The 20,914-nt window shown below is 42.5% G+C and carries 21 protein-coding genes; 3 read left to right on the plus strand and 18 right to left on the minus strand.

The window, feature by feature from the left end; all coding sequences use genetic code 11:
* Positions 1–34: 34 nt before the first annotated feature.
* From SHALO_RS13105 to SHALO_RS13175, 15 genes are all read right to left on the minus strand, one after another.
* Positions 35–544: a hypothetical protein gene (locus SHALO_RS13105; protein ID WP_069478911.1), complete on the minus strand. Its 510-nt coding sequence runs from the start codon at positions 542–544 to the stop codon at positions 35–37.
* A complete protein-coding gene (locus SHALO_RS13110; protein WP_069478912.1) occupies positions 541–1,494 on the minus strand; it encodes a hypothetical protein in 954 nt (317 codons plus the stop codon). Before SHALO_RS13110 ends, SHALO_RS13105 begins: the two co-directional genes overlap by 4 nt.
* Complete coding sequence (locus SHALO_RS13115; protein WP_069478913.1) at positions 1,491–2,168, minus strand: ABC transporter ATP-binding protein; 678 nt, start codon at positions 2,166–2,168, stop codon at positions 1,491–1,493. The genes SHALO_RS13110 and SHALO_RS13115 overlap by 4 nt, the downstream gene beginning before the upstream one ends.
* Positions 2,165–3,277 carry an ABC transporter permease gene (locus SHALO_RS13120; RefSeq protein WP_069478914.1) on the minus strand — a complete coding sequence of 371 codons (1,113 nt, stop codon included), beginning with the start codon at positions 3,275–3,277 and terminating at the stop codon, positions 2,165–2,167. Before SHALO_RS13120 ends, SHALO_RS13115 begins: the two co-directional genes overlap by 4 nt.
* Positions 3,267–3,455 (minus strand): hypothetical protein, encoded by a 189-nt coding sequence (locus SHALO_RS13125; RefSeq protein WP_069478915.1) that lies wholly within the window; start codon positions 3,453–3,455, stop codon positions 3,267–3,269. Before SHALO_RS13125 ends, SHALO_RS13120 begins: the two co-directional genes overlap by 11 nt.
* The gene (locus SHALO_RS13130; RefSeq protein WP_238585249.1) at positions 3,452–4,318 is read right to left on the minus strand and encodes a nitrous oxide reductase accessory protein NosL; all 867 of its coding nucleotides are present in this window, start codon (positions 4,316–4,318) and stop codon (positions 3,452–3,454) included. The genes SHALO_RS13125 and SHALO_RS13130 overlap by 4 nt, the downstream gene beginning before the upstream one ends.
* Positions 4,319–4,339: 21 nt before the next feature.
* A complete protein-coding gene (locus SHALO_RS13135) occupies positions 4,340–5,173 on the minus strand; it encodes an SEL1-like repeat protein (RefSeq protein WP_069478917.1) in 834 nt (277 codons plus the stop codon).
* Positions 5,174–5,195: 22 nt separating this feature from the next.
* Positions 5,196–7,889 (minus strand): cytochrome c biogenesis protein, encoded by a 2,694-nt coding sequence (locus SHALO_RS13140; protein WP_069478918.1) that lies wholly within the window; start codon positions 7,887–7,889, stop codon positions 5,196–5,198.
* Positions 7,890–7,919: 30 nt separating this feature from the next.
* Positions 7,920–8,882, minus strand: coding sequence for an NrfD/PsrC family molybdoenzyme membrane anchor subunit (gene nrfD / locus SHALO_RS13145; protein WP_069478919.1), 963 nt, complete (start codon positions 8,880–8,882; stop codon positions 7,920–7,922).
* Position 8,883: 1 nt separating this feature from the next.
* Positions 8,884–9,555: a 4Fe-4S dicluster domain-containing protein gene (locus SHALO_RS13150; RefSeq protein ID WP_069478920.1), complete on the minus strand. Its 672-nt coding sequence runs from the start codon at positions 9,553–9,555 to the stop codon at positions 8,884–8,886.
* Positions 9,556–9,591: 36 nt separating this feature from the next.
* Positions 9,592–10,374, minus strand: a complete 783-nt coding sequence (locus SHALO_RS13155) for an FKBP-type peptidyl-prolyl cis-trans isomerase N-terminal domain-containing protein (protein WP_069479431.1) — start codon at positions 10,372–10,374, stop codon at positions 9,592–9,594.
* A gap of 81 nt (positions 10,375–10,455) precedes the next feature.
* Positions 10,456–12,525: a cytochrome C gene (locus tag SHALO_RS13160; RefSeq protein WP_069478921.1), complete on the minus strand. Its 2,070-nt coding sequence runs from the start codon at positions 12,523–12,525 to the stop codon at positions 10,456–10,458.
* 166 nt (positions 12,526–12,691) lie between these two features.
* Positions 12,692–14,107, minus strand: a complete 1,416-nt coding sequence (locus tag SHALO_RS13165; protein ID WP_069478922.1) for an ATP-binding protein — start codon at positions 14,105–14,107, stop codon at positions 12,692–12,694.
* Positions 14,097–14,786 (minus strand): response regulator transcription factor, encoded by a 690-nt coding sequence (locus tag SHALO_RS13170; RefSeq protein WP_069478923.1) that lies wholly within the window; start codon positions 14,784–14,786, stop codon positions 14,097–14,099. Before SHALO_RS13170 ends, SHALO_RS13165 begins: the two co-directional genes overlap by 11 nt.
* Positions 14,787–14,908: 122 nt before the next feature.
* Positions 14,909–16,537, minus strand: coding sequence for a methyl-accepting chemotaxis protein (locus SHALO_RS13175; protein WP_069478924.1), 1,629 nt, complete (start codon positions 16,535–16,537; stop codon positions 14,909–14,911).
* Between the two features lie 205 nt (positions 16,538–16,742).
* On the opposite strand from SHALO_RS13175, the gene SHALO_RS13180 reads away from it, so the two are divergent.
* Together SHALO_RS13180 and SHALO_RS13185 are read left to right on the plus strand one after the other, a co-directional pair.
* The gene (locus SHALO_RS13180) at positions 16,743–16,967 is read left to right on the plus strand and encodes a hypothetical protein (protein WP_069478925.1); all 225 of its coding nucleotides are present in this window, start codon (positions 16,743–16,745) and stop codon (positions 16,965–16,967) included.
* Positions 16,968–17,107: 140 nt separating this feature from the next.
* Positions 17,108–17,458, plus strand: coding sequence for a winged helix-turn-helix transcriptional regulator (locus SHALO_RS13185; protein ID WP_069478926.1), 351 nt, complete (start codon positions 17,108–17,110; stop codon positions 17,456–17,458).
* Positions 17,459–17,662: 204 nt separating this feature from the next.
* Here the strand turns inward: SHALO_RS13185 and SHALO_RS13190 are convergent, their stop codons facing one another.
* A complete protein-coding gene (locus SHALO_RS13190; RefSeq protein ID WP_069478927.1) occupies positions 17,663–18,193 on the minus strand; it encodes an NAD(P)H-dependent oxidoreductase in 531 nt (176 codons plus the stop codon).
* Positions 18,194–18,330: 137 nt separating this feature from the next.
* Entirely contained in the window at positions 18,331–19,626 is a 1,296-nt protein-coding gene (locus SHALO_RS13195) for a DNA polymerase Y family protein (protein ID WP_069478928.1), read from the minus strand.
* Between the two features lie 331 nt (positions 19,627–19,957).
* Here SHALO_RS13195 and SHALO_RS13200 point away from each other — a divergent pair, with 331 nt between their 5' ends.
* Positions 19,958–20,530 carry a DedA family protein gene (locus tag SHALO_RS13200; RefSeq protein ID WP_069478929.1) on the plus strand — a complete coding sequence of 191 codons (573 nt, stop codon included), beginning with the start codon at positions 19,958–19,960 and terminating at the stop codon, positions 20,528–20,530.
* Here the strand turns inward: SHALO_RS13200 and SHALO_RS13205 are convergent.
* Complete coding sequence (locus SHALO_RS13205; protein WP_069478930.1) at positions 20,527–20,877, minus strand: hypothetical protein; 351 nt, start codon at positions 20,875–20,877, stop codon at positions 20,527–20,529. The two genes, SHALO_RS13200 and SHALO_RS13205, sit on opposite strands and share 4 nt — an antisense overlap.
* Positions 20,878–20,914 lie beyond the last annotated feature (37 nt).

Below are 20,914 nucleotides of genomic sequence, written 5' to 3' on the forward strand. Positions count from 1 at the left end.
TACGATGCAAGACTTTTTACATGTAAAAAGTTACTTAGAGTTTATTGCTCATTAAAAGCGCATTGACCATCGGATGCAACAAGGTTTCGCCACGCAGTGCAAAGAGCTGTACTTCGTTGAAGTAGTAGTCAGAGGTTCCATAAAGGCGAAACTCGTACGCTCCAAAGCCATACCCCATTGGGGTGATTTCGACGCGCGAGTACCATGCGTCTTTGGCTAAAACATAGCGCTCGGTATCTTGCGCGTAAACCCACACGACGATCTTTTCTGGTTCTTTTTGACGCCCTAACCATAAGAGCACATTGCCGACATCATTAAAAAAGTAGGTGTCTCCGTTTGGTAAAATGGCTTGAGCAGAGTTAAACAACTCTACGATGGGCACGCGGCTCTCGATGCAGATGTACTGATCTAAAACAATCTCCAATGGCTCTTTTTGCGTATTGCCATGACGTACCAACACACGGCTTTCGCTGATGTCCATGGTGACAATAAGCAAGGCAAGCACACTTAAAAGAAGCACCGTGGCAAAGGAGGATTTCATCATAGAAAAACCCCTGTCATGAGGTAGTAGCGCACCACGTAAATGCTACAGATCAGTGCGGTGATGGCAAGGCAGATGGAAGAGTATTTGAGCAGATAAACGTACGATTTTTGCGTGATTCGCTCGATCAAAAAAGGCATAATACCAAAGAAAATGCCTAAAAAAAGTGAACCCCAAATGAGATACCCGATGTAATAATACTCCTTTTGAAGCATGCAGTACGGGCATTTGTGGTTGGGCATTTCGTAGACGTAAAGTCCGAAAAAATAGGTGATGGCATAGTAGGCGATGAATAAAAACAGAAGATTACATGTAAAGCTTGCCATCGTCTGTTTGAGCGTGTTGAAAAGTACAATGACCCCAAAGAGCGTGTAAAAAAAGAGCACCAAAAGCGTTTGCGTGTAACCAAAAGGAAGCTTGGGCGCTTGAAAAACAACGCTGCAACAAAAGACGGGAACGGTTAAAGGAATGTTAGAAAAGTAGAGAATTTCTAGTACAAATTCACCTAAAACACCGACAAAGAGCAAGGTAAAAAGAAGGTATTTGCGTTTCAAATAGGGGAAGATGATGGAAGCAAGATCGAGTTTATTGACAATCAGCCAGAGTCCAAATCCAAAAATCAGCAGTAATTTTAAAAGAAGAAGCGCGTTGCCATAATGATTCGCGCCCACAACGCCTGCGGAGCACATGGCGCCTGGGACGATGCCCGCTAAGGAATTGAGCGATTGGATAAAAAAGAGGAACAAAATCACTTTACATGTAAGCGTAAAATAGAGAATCGTATTGACCAGATAGTTCTTTTTCTCCAGCGCATATTGCAACGGTGTCGTCGCGTCAAAATCCCAATGGCGCACAATGCTTACGATGTTCACCTGTGAAATCGCCATCAAAACAATGAGGATCAGCTCAATGAGTAAAAAAACGATGATCTCATTGGAGAGAAAGATACTCATTGCAAAAGCTCACCATCGCGCATATGTACGCATCGATCGATGCACGAAAGATCATCAAACAGCGTATCGTGCGTGGCAATGACGACTGTTTTATGAAGTAGCTTGAATTTTTTCAAAATTTCAATGAAGATTAACGAATTCTCTTTGTCCAAATTGGCGGTTGGCTCATCGGCTAAGATGATCTCAGGCTCCATTACCACGGCTCGTGCGATCGCGCAACGTTGTCTCTCGCCACCGCTTAAACTGCCCACCTTTTGATCTTTCTTATGCTCGATGTTGGCAAGTTCCATCGCCAGACTTACTTTTTCGTGCATCACCTCTTTGCCAAGCGATGTCAAAGACAAGGGCGCTAAAATGTTCTGATAGACATTTAAGCCTTCCAAAAGATTGAACGACTGAAAGATGAAGCCTATCTCCGTGTGACGAAAAGCAGAACTCATGATGTCAGGCAGTTTGGCGATGTTTTGCGCATCAACCAAAATCTCGCCAGAGCTTGGTTTACTCAGTCCTCCTATAAGAGAGAGCAGTGTACTTTTGCCACTGCCACTCACCCCTTTTAAGATCACGATTTGCCCATCTTCAATGCTAAGATTGATATTTTTAAGCGCGTAAAAGGCATTGGGTTTATTGGGGTTGTAAAGCTTATTGAGATTTTGAATGATAATGTTACTCATGATTTTACCGCCTCGCTCATGTCGCTGATCGCGATTTTCCATGCGGGTAAAATGACAAAGGCTAAGAACGGAATGACGCCAAAGAGGAAGATCAAAAAGAGCAGATTGAGATCTACCACAGGGGTGAGGGAGATGCTGTTTTCAAGTTCATTGCCTAAGAAAATATTGCGCAGATAAGGCGCGTTGAAGACAAACACATAAACGTAAGCCAACGCCACACCTAAAAGATACGCACTCACGGAAACCACCGTGTTTTGAATGAATTTAAGCGCGATGATGTCTTTGATGCAAAAGCCAAGACTTCGCAAAATTGCGATCTCTTTTTTCTTTTCGCCATACACCAAACTGATCTGGTTTTTAAGCAGAATGAAAAACGAAACCAGCGCAATCACGTACAAAATCATGAAAATGCCCCCTTTGTAGTAGTACAGATGGCGCACCGCGCTCATAGCATCTTCTTGCGTGGTTGCTTTGGCACTGGGGTAAATCTCGACAATTTTAAGCGCAACATTGCCCACTTCATTGGGGTTTGGAACGCTCACATAGAGCTTTGAGTACTCATCCATCTCCATGCCGAGCACTGCGCGTGCCGTGTTGGGATTGAGAAAGATCGCATCGTTGGAGAGGATGTTCGTTCCCTTAGGGGCGATTTTGTTGATTTTAACTTTAATGAGGCGCTCTTCGGTGAGGAAGTGAAACTCATCTTCGTAGTAAAGCTCTGCCATCGCTTTTTGAACACCCTGACCTATGATCATCTCATCTTTTGCCAAACTTGCATCGCCGATGATGTGAAACCACAGACGCTTTTGCGCGAAATAATGGTAACCATCCACCACGCCTTCGACACTGCTCACGCCTGTAATTTGAGAAGCGTCATACACATGCCCCTCGTGCATCTGATACGCGCGCCCTGCCCTTGTGTTCTCGACGACAATGGAAGGCTGAGCGTTGATGCTTTGGATCAAATCGTACTGCAACGAGTCCGAGATAAAAAGCACCGAGCTTAAGATAAAGACGATAAACGAGAAGATCAAAAAGCTAAAAAGATGGTCATTTCGATCTTTAAAGAGCAGTAAAATCGCATACTCGACAAAGTTTTTACGGAACATACACAAACCTTTTGTATTCGTGTGTTGGGAAGCTCAAAGAGGGTTTGGCATCTTTTACATGTAAAGAGAGTGCGGTGAGCTCTTCGGCTTTTTTTTGAGTAGGAAAACTAAATGCATGCACCACTAATACAAGGTAAATCATCGAAAATGAGGCGGCAAGCATGGCTAAAAATTTCATAGACTTTTGACCAACGCTTCGGTGATTTCATCAAAAGCGATGACTTTTTGACCATTATGGTCGCGTGCAAAATTTTGTGCTTCTTCTTGCGTCGCAAACGGGATGAGTTCACTGCCCATCGGTCCATACACGTTAGAGCCAATGACATAAAACGCTTTGGAAGCTTCTAGTTTTAAGAGCTTGTAATAATCACTGACATAGAGTTTATCGCTGCTTAATTTTCTGGCATATGCGTACTTCATCATGTCTTTGACACCATCAAAATAGAACTTTTTTTCTCCATCGTACAGCGCGACCCATTGCGGGTATTTGGCGACAAACATGCCACAAATGGGGCATTTTGCATCTTTAGGAACCTCTATTTTTGCTACAGGAACTACCGTTGAAAGCGTGGCTTTTTTTCCAAAATCGTTAGGAAAATCTTCCGCCGCTACGGCAAACGCCGCTTCAAAATTCATGATTTTACCACCGTTATCCGAGACAAAAAGAAGCGCATCTTTTTCATTGCCAAACGCGTAACTGCTCGTGCGTGACATCGTTCCTCGCACTTTACTTCCCACAACATAATAGGCTTTTTTCACATCAATGAGCTCTAACGTGATCGTATCCACCACTTTGGCATCCTGTGGAATCACGCCCTGTGTTGATTCATAAAGGCAGTGAATGGAGCAATACTGATGGTTCTCATGCGTATGACTCGTTTTGTAAAACTTCACTAAGTGCATCCCGCAGTTGGGACACGCGTACTTCTCCTTGCCTGATTGAATGAGCGTGGCATTCGCTTCGGGAACGCTTTGAAACATCTGTGCATACGCAGAATTGAGCAAAATAAATAGAATTAAAACCGCCCGTAAAACCATCATTTCTCCTTTACATGTAAACCATTATTTCGTAATTGTCTCTAACAGCGTGACGTTCTCACAACCCTCTTTCAGCCCTTTGTCGCAACTGCTTTTGAAAAGCTCTTTGGCTTTGGTGTTATCGGCACTCACACCTTTGCCTTCTGCGTATAAAATGCCAAGGTTGTTGCAGCTTTTCTCAAAGCCACTTTTGCACGCTTTGTCGTAAAATTGGCTCGATTTTTTATAATCCTGCGCAACCCCTTTACCAACGGCGTACAAAAGCCCTAGATTGTCGCACCCAATGGCAAGATCGCCATCGCAGGCTTTTTGGTAGTATTCACTCGCTTTTTTATAGTCTTGTGGCACTCCACGTCCCTGTGCTAGAAGAAACCCTAGGTTGTTACAGCCCATTAAGTCCTCATTTTTGCACGCTTTTTTGTAAAACTCAGCCGCTTTGGCATAATCTTGTGTTACACCCGCACCATTCGCATACAAAAGCCCCAAGTTGGTACACCCTTCATCCTGCGCGCAGGATTTTTCGTAGAACTCTTTTGCTTTAGCAAAATCTTGCTTAACACTAAGTCCACCTGCATACGCCACGCCCAAGTTATAGCATGCAGACGCAAAGTCAGCAGAACACGCTTTTTCATAGAGCTGAATCGCTTTTGCGGTATCTTTGGCAACATTGCCTGTGCCCTCTGAATATAAAACACCCAAGTTATAGCACCCAGAAGCTTTGCCTTCGTTGCACGCTTTGTCGTAAATCTCAACGAGTTTTTGATGGTCACCACTCTCTTTGGCATCCATCCCCTCTTTGATAAATCCAGCATTTGCCATGACGGCGCAGGCTATTAAAATAAGAAGTTCTTTTTTCATTGTTTTTCCTTTACATGTAAATCTAAATCGTTTTAACATCTCGACCCTTGTACGCCAAGGCACACAGACCAAATACGCATAATAGTGTGTAATAGACAAAGCTAGGAACAGCAGGACTCGCCCCCGTTGCGGCGTAGGAGTGCATGCCTGTGAGGTAAAAATTGACCCCAAAATAGGTCATCATAATCGAGCTATACCCCAAAAGTGAGGTGATCGAAAAAATATACACTGAGTTCAATTTGGGAATAAATCGAAGGTGTAAGATAAGCGCATAAACGATGATCGAGACAAACGACCATGTCTCTTTTGGATCCCAACCCCAGTAACGTCCCCACGACTCATTCGCCCAGATACCTCCAAAAAAGTTGCCGATGGTGAGCATACAAAGCCCGATAATGAGGCTGATCTCATTGATCGCGACCAAATGCCTGATCTGCTCGTTCATAAGAGATTCATTCTTTTTGTTTTTCAGCATCATCAACACCAACGTAATCAACCCAAGCAAAGCGCCCATACCCAAAAAGCCGTAACTTGCCGTAATGACCGAAACATGGATGGTGAGCCAGTACGATTTTAACACAGGTACCAGATTGGTGATTTGAGGATTAACAAAACTCATATGTGCGACGAGCATCACAATCGCCGCTAAAATCGCCGCGGCGGCTAGGGAGAGAATGGATTTGCGAAAAACCATCACACCTGCAAAGCTTGCAGACCAACCGATGTACACCATCGACTCGTACGAATCACTCCATGGGGCATGCCCTGAGATGTACCACCTCAGAGCCAACCCAAAACTGTGTACGATAAACCCTGCGATAAAAAGGTACAAAACGCCCTTTTCAAGGGATGAGTAACGTTTACATGTAAAGATGGAAAAGACCGCTAGAGCGAACGCGCCAAAGCCCAGTAAGAAGTAAAACCCAACGAGTTTTTGAAACAATCCCATGTGGTTGTAGAGCACTTCAGCACGGATGCGTGTCTCGCTTGGAAGGATCTCACTGCTTTGGATGCGTTGGTTCTCTTTAAGCGCTGCGAGTGCCTTATTAGCGTTCTCCCAGTGGTTGTTTGAAACACCCTCTTGAAGCGCTACAAAGTAGTCATTAAGGGTGCTTTTGACTTCACGACTCACTATTGGGTTGCTAAACGCATCGTTAGGAGCGATCCACGTGTGCGTTGCATCGTTTGGAATCGGAACAAATTTAAAAAAGACCCCTTTGAGGGTAAGGTACGCGATGTTGAGCTTTTCATCGAATTTAATCACGTCATTATCAAAGGTATCGCGTTTGGACCCAGCTTTTTGATTGGCGGCACTGACCTGTTTTGCCAGTTTATAGTAGCCCTCGTCATCGAACATCGAGGCAAAACTCACATACTCAGTTTCAGGTGGTAAACTGAGCACTTTTTTAATGTTTGCGTTGGAGAGCTTGATGATGGGAAGCTCCTGCCACAGTGCAGCGTTGGAACTCATACCCAAGATCATCTGCTCAGGTGTGAGCCCAAAAAGGGAACTTTTACCAGCTATTTTATGGACAATTTCAACGGCTTCGGTACTAATAGGCTTGATGCGCCCTGCATAATCTTGCACCAACAAAGCACTAAACGCGCCATTGGCGTGTTCATAAGAGTTTTTACGAAAGAGTTCAAGCGCATCTGGAGAGTCCGCTTTTAACGGTAAAGAGGTACCAAGCAAAAGAGGCAAAAGAAGGGCTAAAGCGCTTTTTTGCAAAAAGGCACGAAGTTTTAGAAACCTGCTTCCTTTGGTAAAAAAGTTGCCGATAAAGCCAACACAGAGCAGAAAATACCCAAAATAAGTCGGCCATTTGCCGGGGTCTTTGTTCACTTCCAAAATCGTTCCTTTCTCGTCCGTATCGTAGGAAGATTGGAAAAATGTGTACCCTTTGTAGTGCAAAGGGTGGTTCATAAAAATTCGGTATGGTAAGACACTCTTCTCCGCTTTGTCGATCACTTCGATCTCACTGGCGTACGAAGAGGGACTTTTGGAACCGGGGTAACGCTCTAGTTCAAAACGAATCAGTTTAAACGCAAAGGGCAATTCAACCACTTTTGAACCCCATGAAAGGGCTATTTCGACATCATCAAAGCGAAGCAGGGTTGGAGGCTCAATCCAGCCAGCACCGCCTTCGATTTTAACCGTTTTGATTTTACTATCGTAGGTTGCTTCCACCATCAATGAACTCAGCTCGCCTTTGGAGCCAGCATGGAAGCTTTTGTAGTTTACATGTAAAACTTTTCCATCGATCATTTCGCTGTACGAAAAGGCATTGTTACCCAGTTGTGCTAAAGCAAGTGGGTACTCAAAAAGCTCTTTTTCGGTTCTAATTTGAAAATAAGGCTGAACGCTGAGCATCTCATGCTCGCTTAACCCTTCTCTGATATGAATCACACCCTCATACCCAAAATAACGCGTCAATGCCGCACCGATAAGAATTGCAACAAAGGCTACGTGAAGCACACAAGCACCAAACTTTTTCCACATTTTGTTTTTATAGATAATGCCAAGCAAAGAGAGGGTGAGCAGAAGCATCACCCCTTCGTACCATAAGGCATCATAGACCACGGCTTTAGCGCTTTGGGTGTCGTAAGCACTTTCAATGAACGTCGCAACACCCGCACCCAAGCCTAAGAGAAACAACATGAAGAGGATAAACGGATACGAAAAAAAGTGTTTTCCTAAAAGTGTTATAATCTTCATATTAAACCTTTAAAATCAAATCTATACGTCTTAAACGCCAAACGTTTGCCCTGCGTAAATAATGAACATCCGAAGGCATAAAACGCCTGTCACACTCGCCATTCCAGAGAGGTAAAAAGCCGTATGCGAATTCGCCACGTGTTTGCCCAACGCAAAGTTAAGCACCAATGGAAGCCCAAAACCTACACCCATCACACCAAACCAAAAGAGGTTGGCATACACGCCACTTTGAAATGCAACCGTCGTGGTTTGTTGAAACTCATTGCCCACTAAAAGCGAGACAAACAACATCGCAATGAGCATGATCTCAACCGCCATAATCGGCCATTCGATGACATGCAAGGTTTTCATATCAGACGAATGGGCATCTTCTTTAAAGAACCACGTAGCCACCATACTCGCAGACGCTGTACCTGCTGAAAGTCCAGAGACCACAAAAAGAGCGGGTAAAATGGCGGTATTTAAAATCGGAAAACGTACCAAAACAGAGATCAAAAAGCCCGTATAGGCACAAATCACGACGGCAAAAATGACACTCAAAACTTCAATCAATGGACGGATTTTTTTCAAAAGCACCATGACCATCTCAAAATAACCCAAAATCTGAATTTTTTTCGCAAGGATCGTTGATATCTCTTTTTCAAACAGATACAAACACATCATCACGGTCAAAGGGATATAGACCGAAATCGCCATAACACCAATCGACATGACCGAAGTAAAGTTATAATGAATCAAAATCTTCCAAAAATAGAGTGGCTTTTCCAAATCACCCACCAAAAAGACCATACCCAAAGCAATCGTCACAAATGACACTAAAGAGGCAGCTTTCAAAAGTGGTGTATCCTCGTGTTGTTTTTTATAAAAACACACCAACAAAGCAACAATCAGCGCTCCACCTGAAATACCCGCAAGCAGCAGATACACCGCGATCGGCCAGCCCCACTCAACACCATGTGAAAACCCGTATGTAAAATTAATGGCTCCATTCATATCACACCCCCACCTTTACAACTGGTATGTAGCGAAGACTCGGCTTCGTTCCATAGGTTGGTTTCATGCGCACGGAATCTTTTACATGTAAGATCTGATTGATGTACGCATTTTCATCGTTCAAATCCCCAAACACAAGCGCTTTGTATTTACACGACTCCACACACGCGGGCTCTTTGCCTTTGGCCAAATTCGTATTAAGACAAAAATTACAGTTTTCAGCCGCTTTGGTTTTATGGTTAATAAAACGCACATCGTACGGACACGCCACGATGCAGTATTTACAGGCGATGCAGTCATCAGGATTCATGGTAACAATGCCCGTTTTACCATCTCTATGACACGCTTTACTCGGACATACCGCAACACACGGAGCGTCTTCACACTGCTGACAGGAAACTCGCACATAGCGCTTCTCCATCGGTGTTGCAGGATCGGTTTTGTTTTCAAGATAAAGGCGTACTTGACCTTCAGGTACTTCATTCACTTTTCGACACGCTACTTCACAATCGGTACATCCCACGCATTTATTTTGATCAAAAATCATCCCATAATGCGGTTTTTTTTCTACTTTTTCTGCTGCCATTGCAACACTGTAACCCGCAGTGCCCAATGTCACAGAACCAAGACCTAAAACTTTTAGAAAAGCTCTTCTTTTCCCGTCATTTTCCATCTTCTCCTCCAATTCGTGTAGATGAATACACAAGACCTACAGTTTCTTTTTCTCGATACCGTGGGCTTGTTTTATTTCCTCATCGCTCAGTGGTTTTGCACTATTCGCAAGCTCCCCTGGCTTTAACACTTTGACTAACTCAACCTCAAAAATCACCGTTGAACCTGCAGGAATCTCTTGCATATCGGCATTGCCATACGCTAATTCGCTTGGAATCACTAACTTATATTTAGATCCTTCATTCATCAGCATCAAACCCTCTTGCAACCCATCGACGATGTTGATCATGGAGAGATGCGAAGGTGTTTTGCGCGCATAGGTGTCATCAAAGACCATACCATTGACCAAATACGCTTTATAGTTCATCATCACAATGCTCTCTTTTTTAGGCTTTTCACCCGCACCTAAGGAGAGCACTTCGTATTGCAGTCCTGATTTAGTTGTTTTAACATTTTTGTTTTTGGCATTGGTTGCAAGGTATTTTTTACCCTCGGCAATGTTTTGATCAAGAGCTTGTTTGAATTTTTCTTGACTCACTTTATTGAGCGTCTCTGCTCGATCATTCAAGTACGTAACAATCTCTTCATCTTTGAGCTTTTGCTGTTTCTTCAAGGCATCAATAAAGCCATCAATCACCGCATTGACATCCGATTTTGCACCCATTTCAGACTGCTCAAAAAGTTGATTGGAGATATAGCTTCCTGTGGATACACCAATACTGTATGACTCTTTTTGTACTTGTGTTTTTAGCTCACCAGCAGACGCCCCAGAAACCAAACAAATAAATACAAATAATCCTGTTGTGAGTTGTTTACGCATCATCTTCATACCTTTACATGTAAAATGAAGTGAGCTATGAAATTCATAGCTCACTTTAACGTCGCACGACGTGTGCAACACCTATTTTGTATTTTTATTGATTACTCTTTGCGCTTCATTAACATACTCAACAGCAGCATCTAGTCGTTGTTTTGTATATTTAAATCCGTGCATACCCCATGAACCATCTTTTTCAAGAAGGTCTACGGTCTCTTGTGCTTTTTCAATCAACTCATACACTCTGGTTTTATCCGATGGCGAGAGTTTTTTGACTTCAAGCACGCCATAGAGTCCTTGGATGCTTACTTTGACCTGTGTAAATTTCTCTTTCACAGGTGTTTGCCATCCCATAACTTCATCGTACGCTTGTTTTTGATCTTTGAAGTGAAGTGTCTCTTTGAGTTCTGAAACAATCGGACTGTGACACCCTTTTGCCTCTACTTGCTCTTTATCTGCCCATGTTGTACGTGCACATGACCACATAAGATCAATAAAGTTACGACCCTCTTCATTACGCTCAAAATGCCAATCTTTCGCATCTCTTGGACCCGTTGCTGCTGAGCCTGGTACCAAAGATTTACGTTTTGGATCCACATCAATTTTCCAGATATGAGACCTTCGTTGCGTATCAAATCCCGCTTGATCTTGGAACTGAACCGCATAGAAGTTTTCACAACTCATCATAAATGGCATGTGACATGTTTGACATGAATTTTTGCTGTGCGTATCCGATTTTGACTGGATGTACGCTTGCTCTTTGTGACAATCTTTACACTCTTTTTTGAGTTTTGGTTTAGTATAAAGGGAACTTAAATAACCTTGGTTAGGGTTATAGTTCATACCTTTAATCTCTTTATCGCCCGTAACAGGTCCTGTGACATCGTGTGGATCATGGCAGGTTGCACAACGCATCCCTTTTTCATAGTGTGCAGTAAAGTACGTTTGAGCACCTTCCGTTCCACATCCAGGTCCCATAGATTTGAATTTTGAACTGAGTGCAAGGTCTGGCTTACCGACATTCGCTGGGTTTTTAGCCAAATCAGGACTGTAATCAAATCGTTGGTGACAGCGTTCACAATTTGAGATCAAAAGACCCGAACCACCTTCTAAGTGACCGCCCGCTCCATGACACTCTTCACAGGAGACACCTTTAGAGATGGTGTGTTTTTGAAGCTCTTTCGCATTACCGAGTGCTGAGAAGAACTCGTTTTGGTTTTTAAAATCAAACTTCCAAGGGTGGCATACTTCACAATACGAAGTCGATGCTTGGAACGCCATTGATTTTTTGTATTTGGCTGCATACGACGCTAAGCCTCTTACATAACCACCATTTTCGCCATACTCTTCTAACGTTACAGGAAAATCTGGGACCCATTTTTTGATTTTCTTTGCAACTTCAGGGGTGAGGTTAAGCGCCCATGTTCTTTGCCATTGGTTTGCACCCGCGACAATTTGACCGGTACCATTTTTAAGAAGACCGCCTTCAACATGGTACGTTCCACGAAGCAACCACGCATCGAAGAAACCTAATTTTGTTCTAACATGACCTACGGTACAATAGATGATATCAGGGGTAATTCCTTTAGGGAGAATTGACGCTGTATCTTTGTCAAACACAGGATCGGTCAAGTTGTTGTTAAACTCTGGATGTTCTCCTGGGAACCTGATTGTGGTGGCGTGTCGCGACCTGCTCCAAGTCTCATATTGCGCAGGGTGACACTCACCGCATTTCTCTGGCCCAATGAATTTATTGGGGTATTGAAGCGTTGAACCACGTGCGACCCTGTACATCATAGAACTGATGCCTTCGCCGTCACTTCGTTTAGAAGCTTTGGACATCGCTTTACCATGACCCTCAGCCACCCACTCATGCCCACGATCACCTACAGACATTTTACCAACCGTTTTTCCACCGTATTTGGTGAAGATAGGATGGTTTTTAAAGAGCCAGTCATACATAACCTGCTCTTCGACAATATAGTCTTGCAACGAGATAACGCCTCTGCTTTCCTTTGTCCCTTTCGGATTAGCAATGACATCTCTTGCTTCCTTAGTCATTTGCATCCCCTCCATTCCTTCGGCGTTTAGACCAACGGAAAAGAGATTGATGCACATGAATAAACCAAGTAACACTTTGTCCCAATTTTTCATGTTTCCTCCTTTGAAAAATTGAATCTCTCATCACCTTTACCTTTTCATAACCATGAAAAAATGTCAATGAATTCAAGATCAACCAGCACGAATGCCTCATTGGAAATACTATCAGGAAAAAAGGGGAGAAAAGGGGGAAGTATTAAATTTGTATTAAATATAAAAACTAAAAGATAATTGTAAACATAACGCCGTCATCAACATTTTCAACGCGCAGTGTGGCACCATTTTTTTCGATGATCATCTGACTCATGTAAAGCCCAAGCCCACTGCTGGACTCTTTGGTCGTAAAGTAAGGGTCAAAGATTTTCTCAATGATCGCATCTTCAATGCGTCCTGCATTGTTTTGAAGCGTGATGACAGGAATGTCATTGTCTAAAAAAGCGGTAATTTCAATGATTCGCTCTTTGATTTCACGCGCCAAAAACGCCTCTTTGGCATTATTCATGATGTTAATGAGCACTTGAACAATCTCATTGGCATGTCCTAAGCGTGTAAAGTTGCTTTGAATGTCGATGTGCACGGCAATGGCATACTTTTCCAACGAAGCACTGAGGAGCTTTTGAGCTCGGTAAATCACCTCTTGCGCACTAAACTCTTTGTTGGAAGTGTCAGGCACAAAAAAGTTTTTAAAATCATCAATCGTGCTTGACATAAAGCAAAGTTGTTCATTCGCCTCTTTGATCTTTTGCGTCAGTTTCTCTTTGGTGAGTTTGTCTTTGTCGCTGTGCAGTTCAAGATTGATCAAAATGGTTCCTACTTGTGCGAGGGGTTGGCGCCACTGGTGCGAGATATTACCGATCATTTCACCCATCGAAGCGAGGCGGTTTTGACTCATCATCAGCATATTGGTCTTCTCTTTGAGACGCTGTTCGTTTCGGTAAATTTTGTAGATAAACAGAATAAAAACAATAAAAACGATCAACATAACCGTTCCACCCACCACAAACTCTTTCACATGGTAGGTCAAAATGCTGTAGACGGGGATTTTTAAAGAGAGCATCGCTATGACATCGCCTACTTTGCTCTCAAAGGTTGGAATATGATGGTACTGCTCGATCATCGCCTTAGGGGCGCTGTTGGTCGTGTGGCATTGCAGACAGGACTCTTGAGAGTTATGAATCGGAAGGCTCACGTAAAAATAGCGCGTTCCTTTTTCATTGATGATGCTAGAGTACTCTTTGCTTTTACCCTCTTTGAAAGTCTCTAAAATCTCATTTTCAAACGCATTGCCCTCGTGGTCAGGGTTGAGCGGATCGGTTGCGACCAGTTTGTAGTCATAATTGATGTTCTTTTTCTCTTTTTGAATGTTGTAAATTTCACGCGTAATGTACGAAGAAGAGAGCAGCCTCGGATCGAAAAAATCCTCCACCAACAGCTTCTTCTCTTTTAACTCTTCAATCAAGGGGCGTTGCACCAACGAGATGTAATCGCGAATCGCGTTCATCGTATCTAACACAAAAAAGGCCTCTTGCCTGGCATCTTTCATCGCAAGTTCGCGATAAAAATTGAAAAAAAGCAACGTAATGATCGCGTAAAGCACCACAAAAAGCGCTACGATGACTTTGAAACTATATTTCACACACGTACCCCACGCCGTAAAGATTTTTGATGAAATTGTTGTCGATTTTTTTACGAAGCTCTTTGACGATCGACTTGAGTGCTTCTTTACTCGGCTGTTCAAACTCCCACATATAATCAAAAAGCTGCTCATACGTCACCGTTTGGTTGAGGCGTTTGAGAAAGTACTCTAAAAGCCTGCTCTCACTTTTGGAGAGGTGCACAAGTTCATCTTTGTGAAAGACCGTTTTTTTGCAAAAGTCGTATTTACATGTAGGATTGATTTGAAACATCGGCGTGTGCCCAATAAGCTCCAACGCCACGTCTTCCAAGGCTTTAATAAGTGCGTCTTTATCGTAAGGCTTGACTAAATAGCGGGTAATTTTAAGCTCCACAGCACGCCAGAGATACTCTTGTTCGGTGTGCGCCGAAAGAAGGATGATAGGAATTTTTTTATCAAATTCACGGATTTTTTTCACCACTTCCAACCCATCCATGTGAGGAATGGAGATGTCGAGCATGATGACATCGTACAGATTGCTTTTGGCTTCATCAAGCGCTTCAATGCCATCTCGAACCCCGACCACTTTGCCAAAAAAGAGCTCTAAAGACTCCATGATGTTGTTCAAAATACAGGCTTCATCTTCCACACAAAGCACTTTTTTATTCGAAAGAACATCTAAAAGATTGCAGTCACTCATGGTGTTTATACCCTATTTTACTAAATTTAACGCTTCTGTGAGGATAGGATAACGCATCGAAGCTTATAAAATTATTTTCTAAGTAATTCATAAGCTTCTTAAACAAGGGAGATTTTACGCACTTAGGTTCTAAATTGACTTAACCCTTTGTTTAACTCTTCGGTCAATCGGAACAGATGCTCTGACGCGCCTGCAATCTCTTCAACACTGCGTGCATTTTTCGTACTGATCTCGTTTATATTGTCCATCTGCGACACAACCGTGGCAATGCTTTCGTTGATACTTTGTGAACTTTTCATCGAGTGTTCCGTAGCTTCAACAGCCTTGTGCATGACCGTTGTTACATCCACAATAGAATGGCTCACATCTTCGGCATTGTGCGTCATCTCTTTGAAAGATTCTGAATTTTTGTTCATCTCATCGGAGCTTTGATTGATGGACTGCACGACAATATTGATCGTCGCATTGATGTCAACCAGCGCTTTTTGCGTACGTTCCGCCAAATTTCGAACCTCATCCGCAACAACGGCAAATCCTCGCCCATGTTCCCCCGCGCGTGCCGCTTCAATCGCTGCATTGAGCGCCAAAAGATTGGTTTGATCTGCAATGTCGGCGATAATCGTTAAAACGCTTTTGACTTGCTCGGTATCTTGGCTTAACGCATTGAGTTTTTGCGCCAAATTCATCTCTTTTTCGCTGTTGGTGACAATGGTATCTGCCAGCGCTAAGACGATTTTTTTTGCCTCTTCTAGCTTGGTATTTGCCATCTCGATTTCAGCCCCAACCCCTTGTGTCGCGGTATAATTCTCTTTCACAATGGCGTGAATATGATTGGTCGTAGTGACTGCTTTTTGAATCGTTGCCACCTCTTCTTCCACTCTTTTTCCGATTTCAACTGCCGTCGTGCTCAACTGCTCAGAAACCGCTACATTTTCACTGCTCGATGTTTTTCCCATCGAAATGAGTTTTTGCAATACTTCGATAAACGAATCAAAATTGCGCGATACCGCGCCAATTTCATCGTTGGCTTGAATGTTGATACGCTTGGTCAGATCGCCATTGCCTCGTGCCAAATCTTCGGTGACATTTTGAAGCGCCAAAATAGCCCCCAAAATAGAACGTGCCAAGATAAACCCACCACCCAAGACAAATAAAATCATAAAAAGAGTCACACCTACAATAGCGCTATCGCTTGTATTGGCAGACTCTTTTGCCTTTGTAGCCGCCTCTTTCGCCTCATTTAAAACAGATTCATACATTTTTTCAAGAGTTTGGCTCATCGTATCACCTGCCGTATCGAGTGCATCATCTAAGGCGCTAAAGTCTGATGCCGTATCTGCACCACTAAGCCCTTTATCAATGGCGCTGACCAGATCTTTTGTCACCAACTTTTCCAAAACGCCACTCTCCTGCGCAAGCTTCGATGCCAACGCCTTCTCTTCAGATGTATCACTCAGCGTTTCAATTGATGATTGCAAACGTTTCATCTCGCTAAACGTTGCTTTCATCTCACTGTGACGCTCTTTGGAGATTCCCTCTTTTTGATCAACGATAATATCCATCGCTAAAAGTGTTGCTTGTGTGACACTGTGTTGATAGCGTTGAATGTCCATTAATTGGTTATTGCGCAACTGTGCAAGGTCACTGTGTTCAATTAAACTCCCAATCGTCCTGCTTGCAAAAATATTACTCCCAATCACGATAGCAAGAAGCACACTTGCTCCAACAATTAACTTTTTCCTGATTGTCATACATCTTCTCCTGAGTGAAATCGTTTAAATTTTGAATGGAAGTCGAGATTTAAATAATGACCTATTATAACAATTTATTTTCGTTTTTATGAAAAGCGTTTTCATTTTGATCGTTACATGTAAACATTTAGACCACGTTTTATGCAACGCCAATATAACAATCACGTTTTATAATGTCTTTAATATTACTACTAAGGAGTCGAAAATGACATCTGCAACCTTAAGCTGTTCCCAAGAGACATGCAAACAAAAACGCTACCACCTTGAACGCCTCTCCTACCAAGCCCTCTGCGCACAACTTGAAAAATGCGAAACCTGTGAAAATGGTCTCTTCAAAACCAACCTCGTCGCCACACGAACCCACCAAATCATCGCACTCTACTGGGCACAAATCCACAACACCTTCACAGGCAAAGCCATCGGGAATTAAGGAAGGTTTCCCTTTTTCCCCACGTGCATTTTTGCTACAATATAACTCAAACAATCATAGAAAATTTTATAATCCTAGCTTTACATGTAAAGCTATTGATACACTAAAAAACAGTAGTGGACGAAAGGAGAATAGTAAACGTGAATACTAAAGATAGCACGTGTGTTCCAGAAGGAATCAACATCAAAGATACAGGTTTTGGATATACGTTATCTTTAATTAGTGGTAAATACAAAATGATCATCATGTATTATTTATCGGAGCATAAAATCATGCGCCACAATGCACTCAAGCGTAGCATTGGAACGATTTCATTTAAAACGCTTAGTATGATGCTAAAAGACTTGGAAGAAAATGGACTTATTTTACGTAAAGAATATCCTCAAATTCCACCTAAAGTTGAATATTCGTTAACGCCAAGAGGACTTTCATTAATTCCAATATTAGACGCAATGTGTCAATGGGGAAATGCCAATAAAGAACCTAACTAGAAAATAAACTATGTTTTTGAAAGAGAGAAAGGGATTCTCCCTCTTTAGAGTTCTTACAAAACTCTTGACACGCTTTTAAAGCAAAGCTTTAAAAACTACGTTAACACTAGGTTTTCTTCGGCAGAAAGCCCACGCACTTTTGGTGCTTTTACTTCTTGCAAAACCAGTTTTGCAAGAAGTCTTTTCAATTAAAAAAGGTAAAGCTCAAATCGTGTTTAAAAATGCAATATATTCTTGCGCATTTTTTTCGACTACTGCTGCGGGTGTCTCATCTTCTGCCCCATAAAAAGCAAAAAATGATTTATAATCTGCATTAATATAAAAAAATGTAACTTCAAAAGGCGATAGCAACTGTTTTAGCGTTATGTGATATTTACCGTTATCCGTATAATCGTCTTCTTTGATTCCAGCAGTAACTGCCAAAGCCACTTTTTTATTTTTTAATTTATCGCCACTTTTTCCATAGGCCCATCCATAGGTCAATACATCATCCAACCATTTTTTTAACAATGGCGGGCAATTAAACCAATACAATGGAAATTGGAAAACAAGATTTTCATGAGACTCGACTAATGTTTGCTCCTTCGCAACATCAATAGTGCCATCTGGATAAACCAAATGTAAATTATGAATGGTAAAACGTTCTGGATATTTTTCCAACTCTTCAACCCAACGTTTATTGATGACAGACTTTTCAATATCTGGATGTGTGAGTATCACCAGTGTCTTTTTCATATATATCCTCCTATTTTTTTATAAAACTTACATTTCGGAGTATATGAAAATTGCTATTTTTAATCAAGTATTATCATTTATGTATCATACTTACCTAAAAGATAGTGTAACTATGAAAAAGTCTCATTGGCTTAGTTTTAGCCATTTTCCTGCTTCTCCGCCCCGCTTCGGATGATATCTGCGCCGTATTTATCGCGTAGTTTGGTGAGCTTTTCAGATAAGCGTTTTGACTTTTCATCCGCCTGTGCATACAAAAGCGAAAAGGTTTTGGTTTGTGTGGGCGTGATGAAGTTTGAAAGCGCAAGCCCTAGATGAAGCACGCCATAATGCGGATGGGTGTCGAGCGATGAGAGCATCTGCACAACCCATTCGCGGTACATTCCCTCACTAAACGAGCGATCAAGCGTTTGAGAGCTTTTCGATGAAATGCCATTTTCATAGCGCAAATACAAATAATAGGTCGTTGGATGCAGATCAAGTTTAGCAATCGTATAGGAGAGATGACGCGAGAGGATGATCGCACGGCGCAACACCTCTTCTCGGTTATGAATCACATGAAAATTGCGCGAAATGCCGATGGAGCGACGATCTCTCTTGGTCACGACAGGTTCGTTATCGACTCCGCTAATGCGCGCAATAAGATCTTTGCCGATGGTTCCCCATGTTAAGACGAGTTTAGCGTGCTCCAACACCTCGCCCAAGGTTGCGATGCCGTAACTTTCAAACTTCTTTTGAAGCACACGCCCGATGCCAGGAAACGTGGCAATGGGCATCAAAGAGACAAACGAAGCGATCTCGTTTTTAGGAACCAACGTCAAACCGTAGGGTTTTCTAAAATCCGTCGCAAGCTTTGCGATCCACTTAGAACTCGACGCGCCAATCGAGATGGGCAGATTAAATTTCTCTAAAATCTCTTGCTGCAACGATGCCATAAAGGCGTGTGTCTCCTCCTCTTTGACCCAACCTTTGAGATCACCCCAAAACTCATCGATGCTGTACTGCTCCAAAATGGGAATTTTTGTCTCTAAAAAAGCGCGAAGCTTCGTGGAGAGCAGTTGGTAAAAGAGATGATCGCTGGGGATGATGAGGAGCTTCGGGCACATGGCAAGGGCGTCATGAAGCGATGTGCCTGTTTTGATACCGTATTTTTTCGCCTCGTAACTTTTGGCAATCACGATACCATGCACCCTGCCTTTTTCATCCAAAAACTCGCTTTTCCATGCGTTTTTATCAAATCCATTGAACGCTTTTTTGTGCTGCATCAGCCCATTAAAACCGCCCACCGATTCGGTCATGACGCTTTCGCTGTCTTGCGTGCTGAAGATTTTGGTATCGCCGCTTTTGCACACCACGACGGGTTTTCCCTTTAGTTCTGGCGTTCTCGTGCGCTCAGCAGAGACAAAAAAACAGTCCAAATCCAGATGAATAATCACACAAAACCCTTTTACATGTAAAGATAAAAAGAGTATAGCGCCATTTCAAAAAAAGGGTTCAAAGTATTGCATTATGAAATTATTTTGCCATTGTTTTTCTATTTACTTTAGGTTAACACCGCGTTTAATCTATTCGCCTATACTTTCTTTACCAAGACAATTACCTCCTTTTTGTGTATCACTCAATCACTTTAAAAGATGCACTCAGATTGCCCGGTCTGAGTGCAATTCTTTGCCCTTCCCCCTTTTTTTCAACGCTTCAACCTTTGTAATCAAAAAAAGTCTTACTTTTAAGTAGAATACGATACTTTAAATCAACGAAACGGCACTTATGGAAGAATTTTTACTATCAAGCATGCGAGAGTATGGGTACATCATCCTTTTTTTCTGGAGTATTTTAGAGGGCGAAAGCGGTTTGGTGATGGCAGGACTTTTAAGCCACACAGGCGATATGAACCTCTTTTTAGCGATTTTTATTGCAGGATTGGGTGGTTTTGCGGGCGATCAGCTCTATTTTTACATCGGACGGTTTAACAAAAGTTATGTGCATCGCACACTTAAACAGCAACGACGCAAATTTGCCTTAGCGCATCTGTTGCTGAAAAAACATGGCTGGCCCATCATTTTTGTGCAGCGTTACCTCTACGGACTTCGCACCATCATTCCCATCGCCATCGGACTTACAGGCTATAGCGCTCAAAAATATGCCTTCATTAACCTTATCGCAGCGTGGTGTTGGGCAGCGTTGATCATCCTTCCTGTGTGGTTTTTTGGCGATGTCATTTTGGGTGCCATTACGTGGGCGAAAACGCACTGGTACTTTGCACTTCCTTTTGTTTTTATCGTTGTTGGAATACTTTTTTTCTACTTTAAAAACATCTCACACAAAACGCTTCGGGCTTAAACCACTTTTTTCAAAAAGGCACTTCCACATTTTGGGCAGTTGCCATCCCACTCAAGCAGATGCGCACTATGGCACTTGTGACAGGAAGGTTTTTGCAACATTTTGGGCAAAAGAGCAGAGGCGTTGTGTTTACGTCCTTTTGAGACAAAATGCTTTACATGTAACCATAACACTTTAACCGTTTGAAAAAAAAGGCGTTTGGGGTGAGGCTTCTCTTGGAGATGACGACAGTCAAGACAGACCATCCATTTTTTTTGTAGTCGCATGTGACGGGATATTCGAGCCAGAGAGATGTGTTCTGTTTCATAACTGCAAAGCGGGCATAAGAGATAATATTTTGCTTCCATAAAGTCTCCTTCACAAGCCATCCCTGCTTCTACTAAG

Origin of the sequence: Sulfurospirillum halorespirans DSM 13726 (assembly GCF_001723605.1) — a bacterium.
GTDB classification, from domain to species: domain Bacteria; phylum Campylobacterota; class Campylobacteria; order Campylobacterales; family Sulfurospirillaceae; genus Sulfurospirillum; species Sulfurospirillum halorespirans.